At 68.4% G+C, this 22413-nt stretch carries 25 protein-coding genes; 13 read left to right on the top strand and 12 right to left on the bottom strand.

Features of this window, described 5'->3' with window-relative positions; all coding sequences use genetic code 11:
- Positions 1-71 precede the first annotated feature (71 nt).
- Complete coding sequence (locus ASC37_RS00725; RefSeq protein WP_088178244.1) at positions 72-1373, top strand: M23 family metallopeptidase; 1302 nt, start codon at positions 72-74, stop codon at positions 1371-1373.
- A gap of 9 nt (positions 1374-1382) precedes the next feature.
- Here the strand turns inward: ASC37_RS00725 and rfbC are convergent, their stop codons facing one another.
- From rfbC to ASC37_RS00685, 8 genes are read right to left on the bottom strand one after another with little or no spacing between them, the layout of a single operon-like run.
- Entirely contained in the window at positions 1383-1934 is a 552-nt protein-coding gene (gene rfbC, locus ASC37_RS00720; RefSeq protein ID WP_055422533.1) for a dTDP-4-dehydrorhamnose 3,5-epimerase, read from the bottom strand.
- The gene (gene rfbA, locus ASC37_RS00715; RefSeq protein ID WP_055422532.1) at positions 1934-2833 is read right to left on the bottom strand and encodes a glucose-1-phosphate thymidylyltransferase RfbA; all 900 of its coding nucleotides are present in this window, start codon (positions 2831-2833) and stop codon (positions 1934-1936) included. Before rfbA ends, rfbC begins: the two co-directional genes overlap by 1 nt.
- A gap of 10 nt (positions 2834-2843) precedes the next feature.
- The gene (rfbD, locus tag ASC37_RS00710; RefSeq protein WP_055422531.1) at positions 2844-3755 is read right to left on the bottom strand and encodes a dTDP-4-dehydrorhamnose reductase; all 912 of its coding nucleotides are present in this window, start codon (positions 3753-3755) and stop codon (positions 2844-2846) included.
- Entirely contained in the window at positions 3752-4834 is a 1083-nt protein-coding gene (rfbB, locus tag ASC37_RS00705) for a dTDP-glucose 4,6-dehydratase (protein ID WP_055422530.1), read from the bottom strand. The genes rfbD and rfbB overlap by 4 nt, the downstream gene beginning before the upstream one ends.
- A gap of 39 nt (positions 4835-4873) precedes the next feature.
- Positions 4874-6052 carry a cardiolipin synthase ClsB gene (gene clsB / locus ASC37_RS00700; protein WP_198288952.1) on the bottom strand — a complete coding sequence of 393 codons (1179 nt, stop codon included), beginning with the start codon at positions 6050-6052 and terminating at the stop codon, positions 4874-4876.
- Positions 6053-6091: 39 nt separating this feature from the next.
- Positions 6092-6949 carry an endonuclease/exonuclease/phosphatase family protein gene (locus ASC37_RS00695; RefSeq protein WP_198288951.1) on the bottom strand — a complete coding sequence of 286 codons (858 nt, stop codon included), beginning with the start codon at positions 6947-6949 and terminating at the stop codon, positions 6092-6094.
- An 8-nt stretch (positions 6950-6957) separates the two neighbouring features.
- Positions 6958-8070: a quinolinate synthase NadA gene (gene nadA / locus ASC37_RS00690; protein ID WP_055422529.1), complete on the bottom strand. Its 1113-nt coding sequence runs from the start codon at positions 8068-8070 to the stop codon at positions 6958-6960.
- A gap of 16 nt (positions 8071-8086) precedes the next feature.
- Positions 8087-8539 carry a rhodanese-like domain-containing protein gene (locus ASC37_RS00685; RefSeq protein WP_055422528.1) on the bottom strand — a complete coding sequence of 151 codons (453 nt, stop codon included), beginning with the start codon at positions 8537-8539 and terminating at the stop codon, positions 8087-8089.
- A gap of 10 nt (positions 8540-8549) precedes the next feature.
- On the opposite strand from ASC37_RS00685, the gene ASC37_RS00680 reads away from it, so the two are divergent.
- The 12 genes from ASC37_RS00680 to ASC37_RS00625 all read left to right on the top strand — a co-directional run bounded on the left by ASC37_RS00680 (position 8550) and on the right by ASC37_RS00625 (position 19684).
- Entirely contained in the window at positions 8550-9824 is a 1275-nt protein-coding gene (locus ASC37_RS00680) for a cation diffusion facilitator family transporter (protein ID WP_082438321.1), read from the top strand.
- Between the two features lie 68 nt (positions 9825-9892).
- Positions 9893-11278, top strand: coding sequence for a type I glutamate--ammonia ligase (glnA, locus tag ASC37_RS00675; RefSeq protein WP_055422527.1), 1386 nt, complete (start codon positions 9893-9895; stop codon positions 11276-11278).
- A 76-nt stretch (positions 11279-11354) separates the two neighbouring features.
- Positions 11355-11804: a DUF4124 domain-containing protein gene (locus ASC37_RS00670; protein ID WP_055422526.1), complete on the top strand. Its 450-nt coding sequence runs from the start codon at positions 11355-11357 to the stop codon at positions 11802-11804.
- A gap of 62 nt (positions 11805-11866) precedes the next feature.
- Positions 11867-12916 carry a nitrogen regulation protein NR(II) gene (gene glnL, locus ASC37_RS00665; protein ID WP_055422525.1) on the top strand — a complete coding sequence of 350 codons (1050 nt, stop codon included), beginning with the start codon at positions 11867-11869 and terminating at the stop codon, positions 12914-12916.
- Positions 12913-14304 carry a nitrogen regulation protein NR(I) gene (ntrC, locus tag ASC37_RS00660; protein ID WP_055422524.1) on the top strand — a complete coding sequence of 464 codons (1392 nt, stop codon included), beginning with the start codon at positions 12913-12915 and terminating at the stop codon, positions 14302-14304. Before glnL ends, ntrC begins: the two co-directional genes overlap by 4 nt.
- Positions 14305-14349: 45 nt before the next feature.
- Positions 14350-15153, top strand: coding sequence for a biotin--[acetyl-CoA-carboxylase] ligase (locus tag ASC37_RS00655; RefSeq protein ID WP_055422523.1), 804 nt, complete (start codon positions 14350-14352; stop codon positions 15151-15153).
- Positions 15150-15911 (top strand): type III pantothenate kinase, encoded by a 762-nt coding sequence (locus ASC37_RS00650; protein WP_055422522.1) that lies wholly within the window; start codon positions 15150-15152, stop codon positions 15909-15911. Before ASC37_RS00655 ends, ASC37_RS00650 begins: the two co-directional genes overlap by 4 nt.
- Positions 15908-17275, top strand: a complete 1368-nt coding sequence (locus ASC37_RS00645) for a TrpB-like pyridoxal phosphate-dependent enzyme (RefSeq protein ID WP_055422521.1) — start codon at positions 15908-15910, stop codon at positions 17273-17275. The genes ASC37_RS00650 and ASC37_RS00645 overlap by 4 nt, the downstream gene beginning before the upstream one ends.
- Before the next feature lie 17 nt (positions 17276-17292).
- Complete coding sequence (locus ASC37_RS00640) at positions 17293-18090, top strand: SPOR domain-containing protein (RefSeq protein ID WP_055422520.1); 798 nt, start codon at positions 17293-17295, stop codon at positions 18088-18090.
- The gene (coaE, locus tag ASC37_RS00635) at positions 18078-18713 is read left to right on the top strand and encodes a dephospho-CoA kinase (RefSeq protein ID WP_055422519.1); all 636 of its coding nucleotides are present in this window, start codon (positions 18078-18080) and stop codon (positions 18711-18713) included. Before ASC37_RS00640 ends, coaE begins: the two co-directional genes overlap by 13 nt.
- Positions 18710-19468 (top strand): cell division protein ZapD, encoded by a 759-nt coding sequence (gene zapD / locus ASC37_RS00630; protein WP_055422518.1) that lies wholly within the window; start codon positions 18710-18712, stop codon positions 19466-19468. Before coaE ends, zapD begins: the two co-directional genes overlap by 4 nt.
- Positions 19469-19480: 12 nt before the next feature.
- Complete coding sequence (locus ASC37_RS00625; RefSeq protein WP_055422517.1) at positions 19481-19684, top strand: DNA gyrase inhibitor YacG; 204 nt, start codon at positions 19481-19483, stop codon at positions 19682-19684.
- Between the two features lie 4 nt (positions 19685-19688).
- Here ASC37_RS00625 and ASC37_RS00620 read toward each other — a convergent pair whose 3' ends face one another.
- The 4 genes from ASC37_RS00620 to ASC37_RS00605 all read right to left on the bottom strand — a co-directional run bounded on the left by ASC37_RS00620 (position 19689) and on the right by ASC37_RS00605 (position 22308).
- Positions 19689-20639, bottom strand: a complete 951-nt coding sequence (locus ASC37_RS00620) for a Nudix family hydrolase (protein WP_198288949.1) — start codon at positions 20637-20639, stop codon at positions 19689-19691.
- Between the two features lie 2 nt (positions 20640-20641).
- Positions 20642-21532 carry an ATP-binding protein gene (locus ASC37_RS00615; RefSeq protein WP_055422515.1) on the bottom strand — a complete coding sequence of 297 codons (891 nt, stop codon included), beginning with the start codon at positions 21530-21532 and terminating at the stop codon, positions 20642-20644.
- Between the two features lie 168 nt (positions 21533-21700).
- On the bottom strand, positions 21701-21988 hold the full coding sequence (locus ASC37_RS00610) for a HigA family addiction module antitoxin (RefSeq protein ID WP_055422514.1): 288 nt from the start codon (positions 21986-21988) through the stop codon (positions 21701-21703).
- A gap of 38 nt (positions 21989-22026) precedes the next feature.
- Entirely contained in the window at positions 22027-22308 is a 282-nt protein-coding gene (locus ASC37_RS00605) for a type II toxin-antitoxin system RelE/ParE family toxin (protein ID WP_055422513.1), read from the bottom strand.
- Positions 22309-22413 lie beyond the last annotated feature (105 nt).

Below are 22413 nucleotides of genomic sequence, written 5' to 3'. Positions count from 1 at the left end.
TTCCCATTGCACCTCCGGCGCAGGTTGCGCCATAATCGCGCCCTGGCGCGTTCGCCCGAAAGGAAGTCCCGATGCACCGATCGACCGTCCGCCGGCATCTCTGGTTGCGCACCTCCATGGCCCTCTACGGCGCGGCCGTCTTCGGCCTTGCAGTGGCCGCCCTCTCGGGTCCCAACCCTTACGGGCGCAAGGCGGTGGTGGCGGAACTGCCGCCGATCACCCTCACCCCGCCCTCGTCGGGCGATGCCGCGCACGCTTACGTGATCCGCGAAGCCTTCCGCCGCGGCGAAACGCTGCCCGCCTTCCTCGAGCGCATCGGCGCCGAAGACGAAGCGCTGCTCGACTATACCTCGCTCGACGAGCAGGTCCGCGCCATCCAGCGCCAGCTGCGCGCGCACTCCACCGCCACGGTGCGCCTGCGCGCCGACGGTCAGGTCGATGCCCTGGTGCTGCCTCTGGTGAGCGGCGAGCGCGTCACCATCCGCCGCAGCGACGAGGGCTTTCGCCTCGAATCCCCGGCTCCAGAGACCGCCGGCAGCACCCATCCCTTCCTGGAGTTGCGCCAGGGCGTGATCACGCACTCGCTCTTTGCCACCTCCGCCGAGATCGGCATGCCGGATGCCATCGCCACCAAGCTCGCGGAGATCTTCGGTACCGAAATCGACTTCTCCCGCGACCTGCGCGAGGGCGACTCCTTCGCCGTCATCTACGAAACCACGCTCGACGCCGAGGGGTTGCCGCAACCCGGCGAGATCGTGGCCGCCGAATTCGTCAATCAGGGCAAGCGCCACGTGGTACTGCGCCATACCGATGCCGGCGGCAAGAGCGGCTACTACACCCCCGACGGCCGGGTGCTCGGCACCGGGTTCCTGCGCTATCCGCTGCAGTTCACCCGCGTGAGCTCGAGCTTCGGCGCCCGCTTCCACCCCATCAAGAAAGAATGGCGCCACCACGCCGGCACCGACTTTGCTGCCGCCCCCGGCACGCCGGTGATGGCCGCTTCCGACGGCGTGGTGAAGTTCGCCGGCTGGCAGAATGGCTACGGCAACTTCGTGCTCATCGAGCACCGCAGCGGCTATGCCACCGGCTACGGCCACCTCAAAGGCTTCGAACCGGGCCTCAAGGCGGGCAAGCGCGTGTCGCAGGGCGACGTGATCGGCTACGTGGGTTCCACCGGCTGGGCCACCGGACCGCATCTGCACTACGAGGTGCGCATCGGCGGCAAGGCGCAAGATCCGCTCAAGATCGCCCTGCCCGCGCCCGAGCCGCTGCCGGCGCGCGAGCTCGCCCGATTCCGTCAGGAAACGGGGCCACTGCTCGACAAACTTGCGCTGCTCACGCGCACACCGACCGAAGTCGCCGCGGCCGATTGAGGCGAGGGTTCAGTCGAAGCCTTCGGCTTCGGCCAAGAGCGGCGCCGCACGGTCCTTGTCCGAGACGATGGGTTCGATCCCCAGATCCGGCCAGGCAATCGCCAGCGTCGGATCGTCGTAGCGCAGCGAGCGGTCACACTGCGGCGCGTAGTAGTCGGTGGTCTTGTAGAGGAGCCGCGCGTACTGGGAAAGCGCGAGAAAGCCGTGGGCGAAGCCGGGCGGGATCCACAGCTGGCGCTTGTTCTCGTCGGAGAGCTCGACGGCCACCCAGCGCCCGAAAGAGGGCGAGCTTCGGCGCAGGTCGACGGCCACGTCGAACACCGCCCCCTCGGCGCAGCGCACCAGTTTCCCTTGCGCGTGCGGCGGCAGCTGGTAGTGCAGGCCGCGCAGCACACCGCGGCGCGAGCGCGATTCGTTGTCCTGCACGAACTCGACATCGACCCCCGTGGCGGCGAAGAATGCGCGCCGCGTGTAGACCTCGAAGAAATAGCCGCGTGCATCGCCATGCACCCGCGGCTCGAGGAGGATCACCTCGGGGATCTCCAGTGCCGTCGCGCGCATCACAGCGCCTCCCGCCCGTGTTCCAGGAGCTGGCGCAGGTAGCGCCCGTAGCCGCTCTTGCCCAGCCGCTCGGCCTGGCGCAGGAGCCCCTCGTCGTCGATCCAGCCCTGCATCCAGGCGATTTCTTCCAGGCAGGCGATCTTCAGCCCCTGACGCCGCTCGATGGTGGCGATGAACTGCCCGGCTTCGAGCAGCGAATCGTGCGTTCCCGTGTCGAACCAGGCATAGCCGCGCCCCATGAGTTCGACCGCGAGCCGCCCTTCCTGCAGGTAGCTGCGGTTGAGGTCGGTGATCTCGAGCTCGCCGCGCGCCGAAGGGCGCAGCGCCCGCGCGCGCTCGACCACGCTGCCATCGTAGAAGTAGAGCCCCGTGACGGCGTAGTTCGACTTGGGACGGGCGGGTTTCTCCTCGATGTCGATCACGCGCCCGGTGGCGTCGAAGGCGACCACGCCATAGCGCTCCGGATCCTGCACGTGGTAGGCGAAGACGGTGGCGCCCCGTTCGCGCGCGTCCGCCGCGACGAGGAGCTGCGGCAGGTCGTGGCCGTAGAAGAGATTGTCGCCCAGCACCAGGGCCGAAGGCGCGCCGGCAAGGAAATGCTCGCCGATGAGGAAAGCCTGCGCGAGCCCGTCGGGCGAGGGCTGCTCGGCGTAGGACAAGGACAGCCCCCAGGCGCTGCCATCGCCCAGGAGCTGGGCGAAGCGCGGCGTATCCTGGGGCGTGGAGATCACCAGGATGTCGCGGATGCCGGCGAGCATCAGGGTAGACAGCGGATAGTAGATCATCGGCTTGTCGTAGACTGGCAGCAGCTGCTTGGAGACGGCGAGCGTCGAGGGATAGAGCCGGGTGCCGGAACCGCCGGCGAGGATGAGGCCCTTGCGTGCAGAAGTCGGATTCATGGCGGATGCGTCAATGAGGAAGAAGGGAAAGCGGCTCGGCGAGCACGGCCACCGTGCGCGCCACTTCGTCCTGCCACGGCGGCAGGCGCAGGCCGAAGGTGGTGGTAAGCCGCGTGGTATCGAGGCGCGAATTGGCCGGGCGCGGCGCCGCGGTCGGATAGTCGGCGCTCGCGATCGGCTCGAGCGCTTCGAGTGCGAGCGGCCAGCCGGACTCGCGCGCACGCTCGAAGACGAAGGCGGCGTAGTCGTACCAGCTGGCCTCGCCGGTGGGGGCGAGGTGGTAGAGACCAGAGGGACAGGTATCAGGCGCAGTGCGCAGGCGGCGCACGAGCTCGGCGCTCACCTCGGCGGCAAGCCCGGTACCGGTGGGCGCGCCCACCTGGTCGGCCACCACGCGCAGCACGCGCCGGCTCGCGCCCAGGCGCAGCATGGTCTTGAGGAAATTGGCGCCGTGCAGCCCATAGAGCCAGCTCACCCGCAGGATGAGGGCACGGGCACCGCTTTCGAGCACCGCTTCTTCGCCGGCGCGCTTGCTGCGGCCGTAGGCGTTCACCGGCCTGGGCGCGTCGTCCTCGCGCCAGGGGCGGCTCCCCGTGCCGTCGAAGACGTAGTCGGTGGAATAGTGGATGAGCCACGCCCCGTGCGCCGCCGCCCAGCGGGCGAGCTCGCCGGGCAGCTCGGCGTTGAGCCGCCAGGCGAGCGCCGTCTGCGTCTCGGCCTGGTCCACCGCGGTGTAGGCCGCGGCATTGACGATGCCCTGCGGGCGCAGGGCGTCGAGCCGCGCGCGCAGCGCCGCTGCGTCGCCGAGATCGAGCTCGGCGCGCGAAGGCGCCACGAGCGGGGCCTGCAGCGCGAGGAGCGGGGCGAGCGCCCAGCCGAGCTGGCCGCTTCCCCCCAGCAAGAGGATGGGCGCCTCGCTCATCGCGCCTGGGCCGGCAAGGACGCGCCGTAGTGGCACGACAGCCACTCGCGGTAGGCGCCGGAGGTGACGTGCTCGACCCAGTCGCGGTGCGCGAGATACCAGCGCACCGTCTTCTCGATGCCGGTATCGAAAGTCTCGGCCGGCCGCCAGCCCAGTTCGCGCTCGATCTTGCGCGCATCGATCGCGTAGCGCCGGTCATGCCCCGGACGGTCGGCGACGAAGGTAATCTGCTCGGCGTAGGAGCGGCCGTCGGCGCGCGGCGCGAGCGTATCGAGCCAGCGGCACAAGGTGTGCACCACTTCGAGGTTGGTGCGCTCGTTCCAGCCGCCGATGTTGTAGGTCTGCCCCGGCTGGCCGGCTTCCAGCACGCGCCGCAGCGCCGCGGTGTGATCGCCCACGTAGAGCCAGTCGCGCACCTGACGGCCGTCGCCGTAGATCGGCAGCGGCTCGCCGGCGAGCGCGCGCGTCAGGCACAGCGGGATGAGCTTTTCCGGAAACTGGTAGGGGCCGTAGTTGTTGGAGCAGTTGGTGGTGATCGTCGGCAGGCCGTAGGTGTGATGGAAGGCGCGCACGAAGTGGTCCGCCCCGGCCTTGCTCGCCGCGTAAGGAGAATTGGGCGCGTAGGGCGTGGTTTCGGTGAAGGGCGGATCGTCCGGGCCGAGCGTGCCATAGACTTCGTCGGTGGAGACGTTCACGAAGCGAAAGGCCGAGCGATCGGGTTCGGGCAAGCACTCCCAATGCGCGCGCGCCGCCTCCAGCAGCCGCAAGGTGCCCAGCACGTTGGTGCGCGCGAACGCCTCGGGCCCGTGGATGGAGCGATCGACGTGCGATTCGGCGGCGAAATGCACGATGGCGCGCACCCGGTGTTGGGAGAGCAGGCGACGCACGAGGTCCTGATCGGTGATGTCGCCGTGCACGAAGACGTGGCGCGCATCGCCCTCGAGCGCGGCGAGGTTTTCCAGGTTGCCGGCGTAGGTGAGCGCGTCGAGATTGACGAGAGGTTCGTCGTGGCGCGCGAGCCAGTCGAGCACGAAGTTGCTGCCGATGAAGCCGGCGCCGCCGGTCACGAGGATCGTCATGGTCGGTAGGGATCGCGGAAAAGCGCGATGATACCAGCCTCAGCCTTCCATGTCGCGCGTGTAGCCCGCCCAGCCGATGATGAGCCGCACCCAGCCGAGCACCACCCAGCTGAGCGCCTTGCGCCAGCGGGGCAACCGGGCGAAGCCCTCTTCGTCGAGCCGCACCGCGCCCTGCGCCACATGCTGCTCGAGCCGCGCGCGCAGCTCCGCGCTGAAGCCGAGGTCGTCGACCCACACGTTGGCCTCGCGCGCCATGAAGAGGCTGAAGGGATCGATGTTGCTCGAACCCACCGTGGCATAGCGATCGTCGAACACCGCCACCTTGGCGTGCATCTCGGTGGCATGGTATTCCCACAGCTCGACGCCCTGGCGCAGCAGCCAGGGATAGAGGGCGCGCGTGGCCTGCGACAGGATGGGATGGTCGCTCAGTCCCTGCAGGACGAGGCGCACCCGCACGCCGCGCGCCGTGCAGGCCGCGAGCGCCCGGCGAAAGCGTTTGCCGGGGAAGAAATAGGCGCAGGCGATCCACACCTCCTTTCGGGCGCGGGCGAGCATGTGCAGATAGGCGTGCTCGATGTCGTGGCGATGGCGCCAGTTGTCGCGCAGCACCAGGACGGCGCGATGCGGCCCGGCCGGGCCGTCGTGCGCGGCACGCGCCACGAGGCGGGGCGGGCGGCGCCGGCCATTCGTCCAGCACACCAGGCGCCACAGCCGCTGCATCGCCTGCTGCACCGAACGCACGAGCGGCCCCTCGATTCGAACCGCATAATCCCATCGCGGCAGACGGATCCGGCGCCCGGGCAGGCGGGTGAAATCGGAAAGGATGTTGATGCCGCCGACGAAGGCGACTCGCCCATCGCAACAGGCGAGCTTGCGGTGCAGGCGCCGCAGGCGATGGCGCCGCGGGATGAACCAGGGGCCGCGCAGCGGGCGATAGACCTCGACTTCGACGCCGGCGGCGGCCACCCCGTGCATGCGATGGACGATGAAATCGCGGGCGCCGAAGCCGTCTACCAGCAAATACACGCGCACACCGCGCGCCGCCGCCCGCACCAGCGCCGCGAGCACCGCCTCGCCGATCTCGTCGCACTCGAAGATGTAGGTCTCGAGCCGCACCTCCTCGCGCGCCGCATCGATCGCCCGTAGCAGCGCGGGAAAGAATTCCGCGCCGTTCTCCAGCAGCTGCAGACGGTTACCGGGCAGGAAATCCAGGGCCATCGTCCGGCCCCTCGGCCAGGAAGCGGTGCGGCGGCGCGCTCATCCGCCCTCCAGGGCGAGATCGACCACGAGCGGCAGATGGTCGGACAAGTGCGACCACGGCCGCCCGCGCGGCACCTGGGCCGCGTGCACCTCGCAGCCACGCACGTAGAGCCGGTCGAGCCGGCCGAAGGCCAGGCCGCGCGCCGGGTAGGTGCGCGGCGGCGCACGGCGACCGACGGCAGCGAAGGCGTCTTCCAGACCCAGGGGCGCGGCGAGGAGTTCCTCCGCCTCCCGCCCCCAATCGTTGAAATCCCCGCCCACGACGATCGGCGAGCGCGGCGGCAAGCCGGCGATCAGCTCCCGCAAGCGTTCGAGCTGCATCCGGCGCCAGCGCGCCCGCAGGCCCAGATGGACGCAGAAGACGTGCAGGCAAAGGCCATGCGGCAAAACCATGGCGCAATGCAGGATGCCGCGGCGCTCCCAGCGGTGCGCCGAGACGTCGTGATTGGCCCAGTCCTGTACCGGAAAGCGCGACAGCACGGCGTTGCCATGATGCCCCAGCTCATGGAAGAGGTTACCGCCGTAGATGCGCTCGGGCCAGTGTTCAGCGCCGAGATAGTGATGCTGCGGCTGGGCAGGCCAAAGGGGATGGCGCTGCGCGTGTCCAAGATGCGCCCCTTGAACTTCCTGCAGCAGCACGAGGTCGGGGTCGAGACCATGCAGCGCCTCGCGCATCTCGGCAATGGTCAGGTGGCGGTTGAACGGCCCCCAACCCTTGTGGATGTTGTAACTGACCACACGCAACGCCACCCCCGCCTGCCTCGCCCCGGCAGGAACGAGCTGGCGCGGATCTTCCAATGGCGCGCGCCAAGAGCGCCACCGCCCCCAGAGTTTCTGCCGTTTTTCTGCAATCATCGGAACGTTCATGTGGCCGAGAGCATCCGCTCGAGCGCCACTTTCGCCCATTGCGCGACCTCCCCGGGCACGGCGATGCGATTGACCACCCGCCCCTGAACCAGATTGTCGAGCGTCCAGGCGAGGTGCTGCGGGTCGATGCGCTGCATCGTCGAGCACATACACACCACGCCGCCCATGAACTGCACCGTCTTGCCCTGCGGAGCCATCTCCTCGGCCAGGCGGCTCACCAGATTGAACTCGGTACCCACCAGCCATTCGGTGCCGGCCGGCGCCGCGCGCACCGTGCTCTGGATGAATTCGGTCGAACCGACGTAATCGGAGGCGAGGCACACCTCGAAGGCGCACTCGGGGTGCGAGATGACGTAGCCCTGGGGATGCCTGGCGCGCCAGCGCTCGATCTGCGCCTTGGTAAACATCTGATGCACCGAACAATGCCCTTTCCACAGCAGGATGGTAGCCCGCCTGATCTGCTCCGGGCTCAAACCGCCGTAGGGCAGGTCGGGATCCCACACCAGCATGTCTTCCAGCGGGATGCCGCGCTGGTGGCCGGTCCAGCGTCCCAGATGCTGGTCGGGAAAGAAGAGGAGCTTGGGGCGGCGCGCCAGCGCCCACTCCATGATGTGCGGCGCATTGGTCGAGGTGCACACGATGCCGCCGTGGCGGCCGCAGAACGCCTTGAGATCGGCCGCGGAATTGATGTACGTGACCGGCGTATAGACCTCGGCCGGATCGCCGTCGAGCACCTCGCCCAGTTCCCGCCAGGCGCGCGTCACCTTGGCGAGATCGGCCATGTCGGCCATGGAACAGCCGGCGGCCAGATCCGGCAGGATCGCCACCTGCTCGGGCTGCGACAGGATGTCCGCGACCTCGGCCATGAAATGCACGCCGCAGAAGACGATGTAGCGCGAGGAAGTCTGTGCGGCGAGCCGGGCGAGCTTGAGCGAATCGCCGGTGAGATCGGCGTGCCGATAGACGTCGGCGCGCTGATAGTGGTGGCACAGGATCACCGCCTCCTCGCCCAGCTGCGCGCGCGCCGCGAGGATGCGCTCCTGCGCCTGCTCGTCGCTCATTGCCCCATAGGGTGCGAACGGCAAGGCTTTTTCGAGAATCGTCGTCATCTCCACCTGCTCCTTTTCATCCCTGCACCCACGGCAGGCCATGAAACTTCCAGCCACCCACCGTGCCGCGATGCCCGGCGGCGTCTTTGGCGCCTTCGAAGCCTTCCAGTACGTTGTAGCACGAAGTGAATCCGGCCGCCGCCGCGGCGCGCGCCGCCTGGTCCGAACGCCCGCCCGAGCGGCACAGGAACATCACCAGCGACTCGGGATCGACCTGGGCGCGCAGATGGGCGAGAAAATCTGGATTGGGCGCGAGCCCCGGATAACGCAGCCATTCGATCTCCACCGCCCCGGGGATTCGTCCCACCCAGTCCCACTCGGCGCGGGTACGGCAATCCACGAGCACCGCCCCCGGCGCCATACGCCACACGAGATAGGCCTCGGGCGGGGTCAAGGCCCCGGCATAGGGCAGACCGAAACGCTCGGCGCGATCGCCGGCAAGCGCTAGAATATCGTGCAAGTTTCCCACGAGTCTCTCCATGGCTGAGCAAGCGAGTATACCGCCTTCGCCCGCTGCGACGGCACGGGCGCGCGGCAACGCCATCGCCCGCACGAGCCTGGCGGCGATGGCGGTCAACGCCACCCTGGCCCTCCTGCAGATCGTCATCGGCCTGCTAGCCAACGCTTTCAGCCTGGTGGCCGACGCCATGCACACGCTGGCCGACCTCTCCACCGACGCCATGGTGAGCTGGGCAGGACGAAGCGCCGGCGCGCCGCCCGACGAAGACCATCCCTACGGACACGGGCGCTTCGAGACCTTCGCCAGTCTCGTGCTGGGACTCGTGCTCTTGGGCGTGGGTTGCGGATTCCTGTGGGCCGCGGGCATGCGGCTGCAGGCGCTCGAACACGCCCCGCCGATCGAACCGGCGGCCCTCGTGATGGCGGTGACGACGCTGCTCGCCAAGGAAGGCATGTTCCACTGGCTGCGCCGCCGCGGACGCGCCCTCAAGGCGCAGGTGCTGGAAGCCGCCGCCTGGCATGCCCGGTCGGACGCCGCCTCCTCGCTCGTGGTGGCGATCGGCATCGGCGGCAGCCTCGCCGGCTACCGTTTCCTCGAACCGCTGGGAGCGGCGCTGGTCGGCTTCATGATCGCCTCCATGGGGGTGCGTTTTGCCTACCGTGCGGTGCGAGAGCTCGTCGACACCGGGCTCGATCCGGAAGAAGTCGCCCGCATCGCCGACGCGATCCGCACCACCCCCGGCGTCGAGGATCTGCACCAGATCCGCACGCGGCGCATGGCCGACCGCATCCTGGTGGATGCGCACATCCAGGTCGCCCCCCGCCTGTCGGTCTCCGAAGGTCACCGCGTGGCCGATACCGTGCTCGCCCGTCTCAAAGAGCGTTTTCCGCACCTCGACGACGCGCTGATCCACGTCGATCACGAAAACGACACGACCCGGCCGCCCGGTCAGCTGCAGGCGCTCACCGACCGCACCGAAGTGGTGCAGGACCTGCGCGCGCTCCCGGCTTTCGCTGCCGCCTCGCCCGACTGGGTCGTCCTGCACTATCTCGGCGGGCGCACCTATCTCGACCTGCTGGTTCCGGCCAAACACGCGCCTTCCCTGCTCGCCGCGGACCGTGCGGCCCTTTTCTCCCAGCTCGACGCCCTGCGCCAACGCCATCCCGACCTCGCTTCCCTGCGGCTCTTCGTCGAGCTTGCACCGGAACCGGGCACAGGAAGCGAAAAATTGCACCAAATCAGTGCAAACGAAGTCCCTCCTCCCCCTCCTCCAGCCGGAAATGCCTCCCTTTGAGGCAAACCAAAAGCTGGCACGACACTTGCTAAAATCCTTCCACTTTTTCCTGACCCGGAGTCGATCCGATGAATGCCCAAGACGTCCTCAAGCTCATCCACGAAAGTGAAGCCCGTTTCGTGGACTACCGTTTCACCGACATCCTCGGCAAGGAGCATCACGTCACGGTGCCGGTCTCGGCCTTCGACGAAGAAGTCTTCGAGCGCGGCCACGCCTTCGACGGCTCCTCGATCGCCGGCTGGAAAGGCATCCAGGCCTCCGACATGCTGCTCGTGCCCGATCCGGATACCGCCTACGTCGACCCCTTCTACGAAGAACCCACGGTGGTCATCACCTGCGACGTGGTGGAGCCGGCCGACGGCAAGGGCTATGACCGCGACCCCCGCTCGATCGCCAAGCGTGCCGAGGCCTATCTGAAGTCGACGGGGCTGGGCGACACCGTCTACTTCGGCCCCGAACCCGAATTTTTCATTTTCGACTCGGTCGAGTGGTCGGTCGACATGTCCGGCTGCTCGGTGAAGATCCAGTCGGGCGAGGCCTCGTGGGAAGGCACCGGCCACCGTCCGCGCGTCAAGGGCGGCTATTTCCCCGTCCCCCCGGTCGACAGCCTGCACGACATCCGCTCCGCCATGGTGCTCGCCCTCGAATCGATCGGCGTACCGGTGGAAGTGCACCACCACGAAGTGGCCAACGCCGGCCAGTGCGAGATCGGCACCAAGTTCAACACCCTCACGCGCCGCGCCGACTGGACACAGGCGCTCAAATACGTGGTGCACAACGTGGCGCACCAGTACGGCAAGACGGCCACCTTCATGCCCAAGCCCATCGTCGGCGACAACGGCTCGGGCATGCACGTCCACCAATCCATCTGGAAAGCGGGACAGAACCTCTTCGCCGGCAACGGCTACGCGGGGCTGTCCGAATTCGCGCTCTACTACATCGGCGGCATCATCAAGCACGCCCGGGCGCTCAACGCCATCACCAACCCCGGCACCAACTCCTACAAGCGCCTGGTGCCGCACTTCGAGGCCCCGACGAAGCTCGCCTACTCCGCGCGCAACCGCTCGGCCTCCATCCGCATTCCCTACGTGGCCAATCCCAAGGCGCGGCGCATCGAAGCGCGCTTCCCCGATCCGCTCGCCAACCCCTATCTCGCCTTCGCCGCGCTGATGATGGCGGGGCTCGACGGCGTGCAGAACAAGATCCACCCGGGCGATCCGGCCGACAAGAACCTCTACGACCTGCCGCCGGAAGAGGACGCCAAGATCCCGACCGTGTGCCACAGCCTCGATCAGGCGCTGGCAGCGCTCGATGCCGACCGCGAGTTCCTCACCCGCGGCGGCGTCTTCTCCAACGACTTCATCGATGCCTACATCGAGCTGAAGAACGAGGAAGTGCAGCGCATGCGCATGACCACCCACCCGCTCGAATTCGAGCTCTACTACAGCCTGTGAGTGCGAGCTGCCCCCGCAGGGGGCGATGAAAGGAAGAGGGCGGCCGCGGCCGCCCTTTTTCCTTTATACTTGCTGCATGATCCGGTTTCCGTCCCGCCTCGCCTCCTGCGCCGTCCTCCTGGGTTTCGGCATGCTGTGCGCACCGAGCGCCTGGGCAACGCTGTGGAAATGCACCGACGGCGACGGACGCATCACCTACACCAACGATCGCGCCAGCACCAAAGGGATGCGCTGCGAGGCCCTGCGCGATCTCCCCTACCTCGACGCGACGCCCGCCCCTTCCGCCCCCGCTGCCGCTTCCCCCTCGAACTTTCCCCGGGTGAGCCCCGGCGAACAGCGCCAGCGCGACGACCTTCGCCGCCGCATCCTCGAAGAAGAGAAAGCCGCAGAGAACCAGCGCCTGCAAGAAACGCAGCGCGCGCTGCAGACCGCCTCGCCGGAGCGCGCCGCCGAACTCAAAGCCCAGGCCGAACGCCAGCGGCGCAACCTCGAAGCGATCGAACGCGAACTCCAGCGCCTGCGCTGAGTCTGCAGCATACCTGGCACCGTTCTTGCTGCATTTCTCCCGTTCCGACACCAGGCACCGCCATGCCGCCCGACCTCACCGCCCTCGACTGGCTCTCCACCGCCGTCGTCCTCGCCGGCCCCGACCGTCGGCTACTGACGGCCAACGCCGCGGCCGAGCACCTCTTCGGCCTTGCCCGCGAGCGCCTCGCCGGCCGGCCATGGGAAGAGATCTTCGGGGACTCCCCCACCTTGCGCACGGCCTTCGACGAGGCCGAACGCAACCGCTGGTTCTACGCCTGCCACGGCATCGGCCTTCATCTTCCTTCCGGCCAGACGCTCGCGGCCGACGTCACGGTGAGCCCCATCCAGGACGACGGCGAAGGATTCACCCTCGAATTCCGCCCCATCGACCAGCGCCTCAAGACGACCCAGGAAGAAGAGCGCCTGCGCCTGCAGCAGGCCGCACGCGAACTCGTGCGCGCGCTCGCCCACGAGATCAAGAACCCCTTGGGCGGCATCCGCGGCGCGGCGCAACTGCTGCAGATGGAACTGCCCGATCCGGCACTGGCGGAGTACACCGAAGTCATCATCCTCGAGACCGACCGCCTGCAGCGCCTGCTCGCCGGGCTGCTGGCCGCGCACCAGGCGCCGCACCCGGCCCCGGTCAACGTCCACGAGATCCTCGAGCACGTGCGCCGGCTGCTGCTCGCCGAATTCCCCGCCTTGAGGGTCGAGCGCGACTACGACGCGAGCCTGCCGGAGCTCACCGCCGACCGCGAGCGCCTGCTGCAGGCGATCCTCAACATCGCGCGCAACGCCGCCCAGGCCACCGGGGGCAAGGGTAAAGTCGAGCTGCGCACCCGCGCCGCGCGCCAGGTGACGCTCGCCAAACGGCGCTACCGCCTCGCGCTCCACGTCGAGATCGCCGACGATGGTCCCGGTATCCCCGAAGCGCTGCGCGAGCGCATCTTCTATCCGCTCGTGAGCGGGCGCGAGGGCGGCGCGGGACTGGGACTGGCGATCGCCCAGGATATCGTCGCCCAGCACCACGGCGCCATCGAATTCGACAGCCGCCCCGGGCGCACGCGCTTCCACCTCCTGCTGCCGCTCGCTTCCGGGAGCCCGACATGAACGACGCCATCTGGATCCTCGACGACGACAAATCCATCCGTTGGGTGCTCGAGCGCGCCCTCGAACGCGAGAACCTGCCGCATCGCGGTTTCGATCGTGCCGAGACGGCGCTGGAGGCGCTCACGCAGGAGCGGCCGGCAGTGGTGCTCACCGACATCCGCATGCCCGGCACCGACGGGCTCGAGTTCGTGCGCCGGCTGCATGAGCGCGCCCCCGGCACGCCCGTGATCGTGATGACCGCCTATTCGGACCTCGACAGTGCCGTGAGCGCTTTTCAGGCCGGCGCCTTCGAGTACCTGCCCAAACCCTTCGACGTACCCGAAGCCGTGCGCCTGGTGCGCCGGGCGCTGGAAGCGCGACCCGCAGCCGCCGCCCAAGACGAACCAGACGCCGCCCCCGAGATCTTGGGGCAGGCCCCGGCGATGCAGGACGTCTTTCGCGCCATTGGGCGGCTATCGCACTCGAGCGCCACCGTGCTCATCACCGGTGAATCCGGCAGCGGCAAGGAGCTCGTCGCCAGGGCGCTGCACCGCCACAGCCCGCGGCGCGACGGCCCCTTCATCGCCATCAACACTGCGGCGATCCCGCGCGAACTGCTCGAATCCGAGCTCTTCGGTCACGAGAAAGGCGCCTTCACCGGCGCCGCCAGCGCCCGGCGCGGGCGCTTCGAACAGGCCGAGGGCGGCACGCTCTTTCTCGACGAAATCGGCGACATGCCGGCCGATCTGCAGACGCGGCTGCTGCGCGTGCTCTCCGACGGGCACTACTACCGCATTGGCGGGCAGCAGCCGCTGCGCGCCAACGTGCGCATCATCACCGCCACCCACCAGGATCTGGAAGCCCGCGTGCGCGAAGGGCTCTTTCGCGAAGACCTCTATCACCGCCTTAACGTCATCCGCCTGCGCCTGCCGCCGCTGCGCGAGCGCGCCGAAGACATTCCGCTGCTTGCGCGCCACTTCCTGACCAAGAGCGCACGCGAGCTGGGCGTGGAGCGCAAGACGCTCTCGCCCGCCGCCCTGGAAGCGCTCAAGCGCTACCCTTTCCCCGGCAACGTGCGTCAGCTGGAGAACCTCTGCCACTGGCTCACCGTCATGACCCCGGCGCAGCAGGTCGAGCCGCACGACCTGCCGCCCGAATTCCGCACCCCCCTCGCCCCTGAAGCCCCCCTGCCGGATTCCCCGGCTTCCCCGGCGTGGGAGCAACTGCTCGCCGAAGAAGTCGACCGGCTGCTCGCCTCCGGTGCAAGCGCCCTCTACGACGCGCTGCACGCGCGCTTCGAGCGCGTCCTCTTCGAACGGGCGCTCGAGCATACCGGCCGGCGCCGCGCGGAAGCCGCCGCCCGGCTCGGCGTGGGCCGCAACACGCTCACGCGCAAGCTCAAGCGCTAGCGCCTGCCGTACAATAAGCGCTTCGCACCCTTCCTGCGACGCTCCATGCCCGCTCCCTCCGCCTTCGATCCGGCGGCATTGCACCGGCTCCTGCCCGAGGCGCTCGCCCGACGGCTCGACCTTCATTGGCTTGGCGAATGCGCCTCGACCAACGACGAGGCGATGCGCCTGCCGCTGCCCGATCCCGGGCGCCTTGCCGTCGTCGGTGCCGACCGGCAGACCCGAGGAAGGGGACGGCAGGACCGGATCTGGCAATCCTGGCCCGATGCGAGTCTCACCTTCTCCTGCCTCTTCGCGTTTCCTCCGGGCACCTCGCTCGAAGCGCTGCCGCTTGCCGTCGGCGTGGCGCTCGCTCGAGGCTTGCAGGCGCTGGGCGTGCCCGGCGTCGGGCTCAAATGGCCCAACGACCTCCTCATCGCCGGCGCCAAGGTGGCCGGCGTGCTCATCGAAGCGCAAAGCCGTCATGCGGCGCCGACCCGCGTCGTCGTCGGCATCGGGCTCAATCTCGAACTGCCGCCGGATTTTCAGCCTGCAAGCGGCCTGCCGGCCACCGCGCTGGCGCATCACCTCGCCCCCCTGCCGCCGCGGGAAGCGGTGCTCGCCGCGCTCCTCGAACGGCTCGACGCCGTGCGCGCAAGCTATCTCGCCGGTCGCGGCTTCGTTCCCTGGCGCGACGAATGGAACGCGCTCGACGCCTACGCCGGCCAAGAAGTGGCGGTACGCGACGGCGAGCGCGAGCTCGTCGGGATCGACGCCGGTGTCGACGACACCGGCCGCCTGCTGCTCGACACCGCCAGCGGGCGCATCGCCTGCTGCGTCGGTGACGTCTCGCTGCGCCCCCTCGCATGAATCCGACGCTGCTCCTCGATCTGGGCAACACGCGGCTCAAATGGGCCTTGCTCGAGGGCGAACACTGGCGCGAGAGCGGCGCCTGCCGCCACGTCGACATCCCGCAGTGGATCGAAGCGATGCGCGTACGGCTGCCCGCTTCGACCCGGCGTTTCGGCGTGAATGTGGCGCACGACCGGCTCGCCCTCGAACTCGAACGCCAGCTCGGCCCCATTCGCTGGCTCGTGGCCGAGGAGCAGTGCTGTGGCGTGACGAACGGCTACGACGAACCCGAGCGGCTCGGCGCCGACCGCTGGGCCGCGCTCATTGCCGCGCACCACCTGCACGACGGCGCGGCCCTGGTGGTGTGCTGCGGCACGGCCACCACGGTGGATTGGCTCGAGGCCGACGGACGCTTTCGCGGCGGTCTGATCCTGCCGGGGCTCACCACCATGCGCGAAAGCCTGGTACGGGCCACCGCAAAACTGCCGCTCGCCGCCGGCGAAGTGCGCCTGCCGCCCACGAACACGCGCGACGCCATCGCCAGCGGCTGCCTGCTCGCCCAGGTCGGGGCCATCGAACATTACTATCGTGTCATGGAGGGGACTGCCTGCGGCGCCGTGGCGCTCGTCTCGGGCGGCGACGCCGAGATCATCGCCGCGCATCTGGTCATTCCGGCCCGGACGGTGGATAATCTCGTTCTGCGCGGCTTGGCCGTAGTCGCCGCAGCCAGCACCCGCCCAACCCCATCTCATGACACCCGAGAGACTGCCCCATGAGCGAACCGACCCGGATCCTCCTCGAAGAACACGAGATCCCGACGCACTGGTACAACATCGCCGCCGATCTCTCCACCCCTCCGGCACCCCCGCTCGGGCCGGACGGCAAGCCGATCGATCCCTCCGCGATGGCTGCGATCTTTCCCGAGCCGATCCTCGAACAGGAGATGAGCCGCGAGCGCTGGATCGCCATCCCCGAGGCGGTGCGTGAAACCTATGCCATCTGGCGTCCCTCGCCGCTCATGCGCGCCGTGCGCCTGGAGCGGCGCCTGGGCACGCCGGCAAAGATCTTCTTCAAGTACGAAGGGGTTTCGCCGGCCGGCTCGCACAAGCCCAATTCCGCCGTACCTCAAGCCTATTACAACCGCCAGGTGGGCATCAAACGGCTCACCACCGAGACCGGCGCCGGCCAGTGGGGCTCCTCGATCGCCTTCGCCGGCCAGATGCTCGGGCTGGAAGTGCGCGTCTACATGGTGCGCGTGAGCTACCAGCAAAAGCCGCAGCGCCGCGTGCTGATGGAAACCTGGGGCGCGGAAGTGCACGCCAGCCCTTCGCCGCTCACCGAGACCGGGCGGCGCATCCTCGCCACCGAGCCGGATCATCCCGGCTCCTTGGGCATCGCCATCTCGGAAGCCGTCGAGGAGGCCGCCTCCCGGCCCGACACCAACTACACCCTGGGCTCGGTGCTCAACCACGTCCTGCTGCACCAGAGCCTCATCGGGCTGGAAGCGAAGAAGCAGTTCGAGAAGATCGGCCTTTATCCCGACGTGATCTTCGGCCCCTGCGGCGGCGGCTCGAGCTTCGGCGGCATCGCCTTCCCCTTCCTCGCCGACAAGTTCGCCGGCGAACGCCGCGCCGCGGGACTGCGCTGCGTGGCGGTGGAGCCAGAATCCTGCCCCTCCCTCACCAAGGGCACCTACGCCTACGATTACGGCGATGCCTCCGGTTTCACCCCCCTGATGCGGATGTACACCCTGGGGCACGACTTCGTGCCGCCGGGCATCCACGCCGGCGGGCTGCGCTACCACGGCGCCTCCCCGCTGGTGTCGCAGCTGGTGCACGAAGGCCAGGTCGAAGCGCTCGCCGTGCCGCAGCGGGCCACGTTCGAGGCCGGCATCCAGTTCGCCCGCGCCGAGGGGATCATCCCCGCGCCGGAATCCTGTCACGCCATCCGTGCCGTGATCGACGAGGCGCTGCGTTGCAAGGAAACCGGCGAACCCAAGGTGCTGCTCTTCAATCTCACCGGGCACGGGCACTTCGACATGAGCGCCTATGAGCGCTACCTGCGTGGCGAGCTCGAAGACTACACCCTGCCCGACGAGCTCTTGGCCGAGGCGCTGCGCACGCTTCCGAGCGTGGGCTGACGCAGAGGCAAGCGGCGATGCGCCTCCTGATCGCGCTGCTCCTGCTCGTCAATGCCCTGCTGCTGGCGATGACCGCGGGGCTGCTGCCGCGGCCTTCTCCCGAAGCGGCACGCGCCGACGTCGAGCAGCCCTTGCGCCCCGACCGCCTGCGAATCCTTGCCGCCGTACCCGGCCACGATGCGACCAACCTTCCCCCTCAGGCCGACCACTCCCCCCACTCGGCCGAGGACAAGGCGGACGGCGAGGCTCCTGCCGCACCTCCGTCAGCATCACCCGAATCCTCAACACCTGCGGTGGTGCCTGCTCCCGCAGCGGCAGCCGCCGAACCAACCCCGCCCAAGCCGACGGCTGCAGCCGCTCCCCCTCTCGCCTGCCTGCGGCTCGCCGAGCTCGACCCCAAGCTCCTGCCGGCGCTCAAGGAACTGCCGCAAGGGCTGCCCGGCGTCCAGATTCAAGAACGAAAAAGCGAAAAACCCACCAGCTGGCGCGTGGTGCTTCCGCCCCAAGGCAGTGCAGCGGCGGCGAACCGCCGGCTGGAGAACCTGCAACAGGCTGGGGTGGACGACGCCTTCGTGATCCGCGATCCCGGCCCCCTGCAGTGGGGTATCTCGCTCGGCCTCTTCCGCTCGGAGGAAAGCGCCGAGAAGCGGTTGGCCGAACTGCGCTCGAAGAACGTCAAGGGAGCGCAGGTCGTCGCGCGCACCGTTCCTGTCATCGAACTCAGCTACCAATGCCCCCCCTCCGTCGCCGGCGACCTGCGTCGGCGTATCCAGGCCCGTTTCCCCCAGCTTTCCATCGACGCATGCCATCCGTGAACCGCCCTCCCTTCATCGTCGGGCTGACCGGCGGCATCGGCAGTGGCAAGAGCGCCGCCGCCGAGCACTTCGCGCGGCTCGGCGCCGCCGTGGTCGACACCGACGCGATCGCCCATGAGCTCACCGCCGCAGGCGGCGCGGCGATCCCCTCCCTCGTCGCCGCCTTCGGCCCCGACATCCTCACCCCCGACGGGGCGCTCGATCGCGCCAAGATGCGCGCGCTCGCCTTCACCGACCCGGCGGTGAAGCACCGGCTCGAAGCCATCCTGCACCCCATGATCCGGCAGGAAGCCGACGCCCGCTGCCTCGCCGCGGCCGATGCCCCTTACGTCGTGCTCGTGGTGCCGCTCCTCATCGAAGCGGGCGAAGACTATCGCCGCCGCTGCCAGCGCATCGCCGTCGTCGACTGTCCCGAAGAAATCCAGATCGCCCGGGTGCGTGCACGCAGCGGCCTGGACGAGGACCTGATCCGCCGCATCATGGCCCAGCAGGCAAGCCGCGCCGAGCGGCTCGCGGCCGCCGACCACATCCTCGACAACGGCGGCGATCTCGCCCGGCTTTATGCCCAGGTCGAGGCGCTCGATCGGCTCTACCGCGAACTCGCCCGGAGTGCGCCGCCATGATCCTCTTCGAATTTCCCCTCACCGAGCGCATCCGCACCCTGCTGAGGCTCGAAGACGTCTGGCGGCGCTGGACCCATTTCCTCGAGGGCAAGCACCGCGACGATCACCACGCCGCGCTCATCACGCTCTTCGAGCTCGCCGACATCGCCGGACGCACCGACCTCAAGCTCGACTTGATGCAGGAGCTCGACCGCCAGCGTTCGGCCCTGCTCTCGCTGCCTGCCGAAGAGGTCGATACGGAGTGCGTCGCAGCTCTGGTGGAGCGTGTCGAGCGCACCCGCAGCGCCCTGCTGAACATGGTCGGACGGGTGGACCATTATCTGCGCGGCAACGAATGGCTGATGGCGCTGCGCGCGCGCGCCCACATCCCAGGAGGTCTGTGCGCGTTCGACGCCCCCGCCTATCACTTCTGGCTGGAACAGCCGCCCGAGCGGCGCGCCCAAGAGCTCGAACGCTGGGTCGCCCCCCTGCAGCCGATTCGCAACGGCATCGAGCTCGTGCTCAGCCTCCTGCGCGGCAACGCCGAGCGCCATGAGGCCGTCGCCGCCCGCGGCGCCTATCAGCGCGAGCTCAAGGGCGCCTGCTGCCTGCTCGCCCGCGTCCAGGTCGACCCCGCGCTGCGGGTCATCCCCTCGATGTCGGCCAACAAATACCTCATCAATCTAAGATTTGGCCCTCCGCGCAGCGATCTTCGCCCCTCCACCCAACCGCTGGAACTCGACGTCCCCTTCGTGCTCGAACTGTGCCGACTGTGAGAGAAGCCCGCGATGAACGACGCTCCACCCAAGCCGCCGCGCCTCGTCTCCTGCCCTACCTGCGGCAAACCGGTTCCCTGGACGCCGGAATCGCGCTGGCGCCCATTCTGCTCCGAGCGCTGCAAGCTCATCGATCTCGGTGCCTGGGCCGACGAGCGCTATCGCCTTTCCTCGGACGAGAAGACGCCGCCCGAATCCGGCAACGAATCACAATAGACGGCTAGTCCCACCAGGCGCGGATCGCCGCCACGCCGTGCGCCCCGGCGCGGCGCGCATCCTCTAGGTCCTCCGGGCCCAGTCCGCCGATGGCGTAGACCGGAATCGCCGCGTCGCGCGCGATCTCCCTGAATCCCTGCCAGCCGAGCGCCGCCGCGCCCGGATGCGAGCGTGTCGGCCGCACCGGTCCCACGACTGCGTAATCCAACCCCAGGGCCTCGGCCCGGCGCAAGGCGGACGCCTCGTGCACGGAGGCTCCGGCCCAGGGCAGTTCGGGTCGCCGGGAAAGCGATTCCAAGCGCCGCTGCGACAGATGCAACCCCGTGCCCAGCGCCCGGGCGGCATCGACCTCGCCATTGAGCACCAGGAGATCTTCCGGCCCCAGATGGGGACGCAGCCGACGCACCAGCGCTTCGGCGAGCGCCGCCGGCTCGCGCACCTGCACGAGCGCCGGCCCCAGCGCGCGCGCGCGAACGAGCGCCGCCTCCTGCCGTTCGAGCGCTGCAGCGAGCGACTCCCCCGATTCGAGCATTGCCGCCACGCCGCTCACCAACATCCGCGGCGACAGAGCGAGGAACTTCCACACCGGGCCGTTGGCGGGCAGCATCGGGGCGACCGTCTGCTGCGGCGGCTTCACCCAGGCGAGCGCCGCGTGCACCCGCGCCCGAGGCTCGCCCGACCAGCGCCCGATGCGAAAGAAATGCAGCCGCACGTGCGCGTGCGCATAGGCATGCTTGCGCACCACCCACGGCAGCACGTCTTCGGGCGCCACGGCGATCTCCAGCTCTTCGGCCAGTTCGCGCACCAGCGCCTGCGCCGGCGTCTCGCCCGGCTCGACCTTGCCGCCGGGAAATTCCCAGTAGCCGGGATAGAACGTCCCCTCGGCGCGCTGCCCCAGCAGGACCGAGCCGTCGCTGCGGCGCAACACCGCCGCGGCCACATCCACGCGCTTCATGCTCACGCGTCCTGCCGCGGCAGGCCGTGCCGCCCTGCCCAGTCGCGCGCGAACTGCCAGGCCACCCGGCCGGAGCGCGAGCCGCGCTCGATCGCCCATTGCAGCGCCTCGGGGCGCGCCGCCTCGATCTCGACCTCGCCGGCACCGAACGAACGCAGCCAATGCGCGACGATGGTGAGATATTCCTCCTGCGAAAAGGGGTAGAACGACACCCACAGTCCGAAACGCTCGGAGAGCGAGATCTTCTCTTCCACCGCTTCGGCCGGATGCACCTCCTCGCCGACGTGGCGTGCGCCCTCGTTCTCATGGAAGAATTCCGGCATGAGATGGCGCCGGTTGGAGGTCGCGTAGAGGAGCACGTTGTCCGGCTGGGCCCACACCGAACCGTCGAGCACGCTCTTGAGCATCTTGTAGGCCGGCTCCCCTTCCTCGAACGAGAGATCATCGACGAAGACGATGAAACGCTCGGGCCGAGTCTCGAGGCAGGCAAGTACGTCGGGCAGATCGACCAGATCGGCCTTCTCCATTTCCACCAGCCGCAGCCCCCGATCGGCGTACTCGGTGAGCAGCGCCTTGACCAGGGAAGACTTCCCCGTGCCGCGCGCGCCCGTGAGCAGCACGTTGTTCGCCGGACGCCCGGCCAGGAACTGCTCGGTGTTGCGCACCACGCGCGCCTTCTGCGGCTCGATGTCCTTGAGATCGTCGAGCCGCAGGCGATGCGGCCGGCGCACGGGTTGCAGCACGCCGCGACCGCCCACGCGCCGGTACCAGTAGGCCAAGCCTTCCTCATCCGGCCAGCGCACCCCCGCCCCCTGCTTCGCCCCCAGTGCCTCCAGCGCCGCAGCCAGGCGCTCGAGTGCAACGACCAACCCCTGCACGTCCTTCGCTTCCATCGTCTCTCCGTCCGAACCGGGCATCGCACCCCTCGCCCATGAGGAGGATGAGTATACCTGCGTCCTGCCCGGAAACGCGCCTGCCCAAAGGCAGGACGATCGTCGGCACCCACGGGATCTCCCAGCGCCAGCCCAGCGCAAGGTTGGGTTCGAGGGCACTCCGATCACTCACGCAGGTACATGTTCGGCCAGCGGACGCACAGGGGGTTGCTCATGCTGCATGGCTTGCCATAAATCGTAATTCGCCTGCATCTGCAGCCAGGCCCGCGCCGTTGCGACCCCCGCCCGTTCCAGCCGTATCGCCAAATCAGGACTGATGCCCGCTTTTCCGTTGAGCACGCGCGATAACGCTACCCGCGACATCCCTAACCGCCGAGCCGCCTCCGTCACCGACAAGCCCAAAGCGTCGATCACTTCTTCCCTCAAGATTTCTCCCGGATGCGATGGATTGTACATGGCATTTTTCCATATGATATTTACATTTAAACACGGCTTTAATTATAATCGATATAATTTATGTCACATATGTTTCCATCTTTGAAGCGAAAAATGACCCTCCAGTTCTTATTGACGGTCATTGCCCAAAAGCCCACCATGTCTCCCTGCAAACGATGGAGCTTGAAGCCGGGCAATGCCAAATCCCGTGGCTCATGAGCCGCATCGAGCGCTGACAAGATGCGCCGCAATTTTGCTTCGTGACCCGGCTGTATCCCCTTGAGGGAACCACTCGCGTAGAACCAATACAGGCCCTTGTGAGCGAACTGACTCTCATCCATGGAATCTCCCCTCGGCAGGGGCGAAACTGTATCTCGTATCGATACAGTTGTCAATCTCTGCCCGCTCGCTCAAAAGGATACCCACTCGGTGAGCATCCGGGCACG

This window comes from Tepidiphilus thermophilus (genome assembly GCF_001418245.1).
Classification (GTDB): Bacteria; Pseudomonadota; Gammaproteobacteria; order Burkholderiales; family Rhodocyclaceae; genus Tepidiphilus; species Tepidiphilus succinatimandens.
The sequence above is the reverse complement of the archived record's forward strand: the minus strand, read 5'-3'. Positions and strand labels throughout refer to the sequence as shown.

What these genes read in the sequence shown, in the direction of transcription:
- ASC37_RS00725 (WP_088178244.1), top strand. Translation starts at nt 72, where the DNA reads ATGCACCGATCGACCGTCCGCCGGCATCTCTGGTTGCGCACCTCCATG.
- rfbC (WP_055422533.1), bottom strand. Translation starts at nt 1,934, where the DNA reads ATGCGCGCGACGGCACTGGAGATCCCCGAGGTGATCCTCCTCGAGCCG.
- rfbA (WP_055422532.1), bottom strand. Translation starts at nt 2,833, where the DNA reads ATGAATCCGACTTCTGCACGCAAGGGCCTCATCCTCGCCGGCGGTTCC.
- rfbD (WP_055422531.1), bottom strand. Translation starts at nt 3,755, where the DNA reads ATGAGCGAGGCGCCCATCCTCTTGCTGGGGGGAAGCGGCCAGCTCGGC.
- rfbB (WP_055422530.1), bottom strand. Translation starts at nt 4,834, where the DNA reads ATGACGATCCTCGTGACCGGCGGCGCCGGCTTCATCGGCAGCAACTTC.
- clsB (WP_198288952.1), bottom strand. Translation starts at nt 6,052, where the DNA reads ATGGCCCTGGATTTCCTGCCCGGTAACCGTCTGCAGCTGCTGGAGAAC.
- ASC37_RS00695 (WP_198288951.1), bottom strand. Translation starts at nt 6,949, where the DNA reads ATGATTGCAGAAAAACGGCAGAAACTCTGGGGGCGGTGGCGCTCTTGG.
- nadA (WP_055422529.1), bottom strand. Translation starts at nt 8,070, where the DNA reads ATGACGACGATTCTCGAAAAAGCCTTGCCGTTCGCACCCTATGGGGCA.
- ASC37_RS00680 (WP_082438321.1), top strand. Translation starts at nt 8,550, where the DNA reads ATGGCTGAGCAAGCGAGTATACCGCCTTCGCCCGCTGCGACGGCACGG.
- glnA (WP_055422527.1), top strand. Translation starts at nt 9,893, where the DNA reads ATGAATGCCCAAGACGTCCTCAAGCTCATCCACGAAAGTGAAGCCCGT.
- ASC37_RS00670 (WP_055422526.1), top strand. Translation starts at nt 11,355, where the DNA reads ATGATCCGGTTTCCGTCCCGCCTCGCCTCCTGCGCCGTCCTCCTGGGT.
- glnL (WP_055422525.1), top strand. Translation starts at nt 11,867, where the DNA reads ATGCCGCCCGACCTCACCGCCCTCGACTGGCTCTCCACCGCCGTCGTC.
- ntrC (WP_055422524.1), top strand. Translation starts at nt 12,913, where the DNA reads ATGAACGACGCCATCTGGATCCTCGACGACGACAAATCCATCCGTTGG.
- ASC37_RS00655 (WP_055422523.1), top strand. Translation starts at nt 14,350, where the DNA reads ATGCCCGCTCCCTCCGCCTTCGATCCGGCGGCATTGCACCGGCTCCTG.
- ASC37_RS00650 (WP_055422522.1), top strand. Translation starts at nt 15,150, where the DNA reads ATGAATCCGACGCTGCTCCTCGATCTGGGCAACACGCGGCTCAAATGG.
- ASC37_RS00645 (WP_055422521.1), top strand. Translation starts at nt 15,908, where the DNA reads ATGAGCGAACCGACCCGGATCCTCCTCGAAGAACACGAGATCCCGACG.
- ASC37_RS00640 (WP_055422520.1), top strand. Translation starts at nt 17,293, where the DNA reads ATGCGCCTCCTGATCGCGCTGCTCCTGCTCGTCAATGCCCTGCTGCTG.
- coaE (WP_055422519.1), top strand. Translation starts at nt 18,078, where the DNA reads ATGCCATCCGTGAACCGCCCTCCCTTCATCGTCGGGCTGACCGGCGGC.
- zapD (WP_055422518.1), top strand. Translation starts at nt 18,710, where the DNA reads ATGATCCTCTTCGAATTTCCCCTCACCGAGCGCATCCGCACCCTGCTG.
- ASC37_RS00625 (WP_055422517.1), top strand. Translation starts at nt 19,481, where the DNA reads ATGAACGACGCTCCACCCAAGCCGCCGCGCCTCGTCTCCTGCCCTACC.
- ASC37_RS00620 (WP_198288949.1), bottom strand. Translation starts at nt 20,639, where the DNA reads ATGAAGCGCGTGGATGTGGCCGCGGCGGTGTTGCGCCGCAGCGACGGC.
- ASC37_RS00615 (WP_055422515.1), bottom strand. Translation starts at nt 21,532, where the DNA reads ATGGAAGCGAAGGACGTGCAGGGGTTGGTCGTTGCACTCGAGCGCCTG.
- ASC37_RS00610 (WP_055422514.1), bottom strand. Translation starts at nt 21,988, where the DNA reads ATGTACAATCCATCGCATCCGGGAGAAATCTTGAGGGAAGAAGTGATC.
- ASC37_RS00605 (WP_055422513.1), bottom strand. Translation starts at nt 22,308, where the DNA reads ATGGATGAGAGTCAGTTCGCTCACAAGGGCCTGTATTGGTTCTACGCG.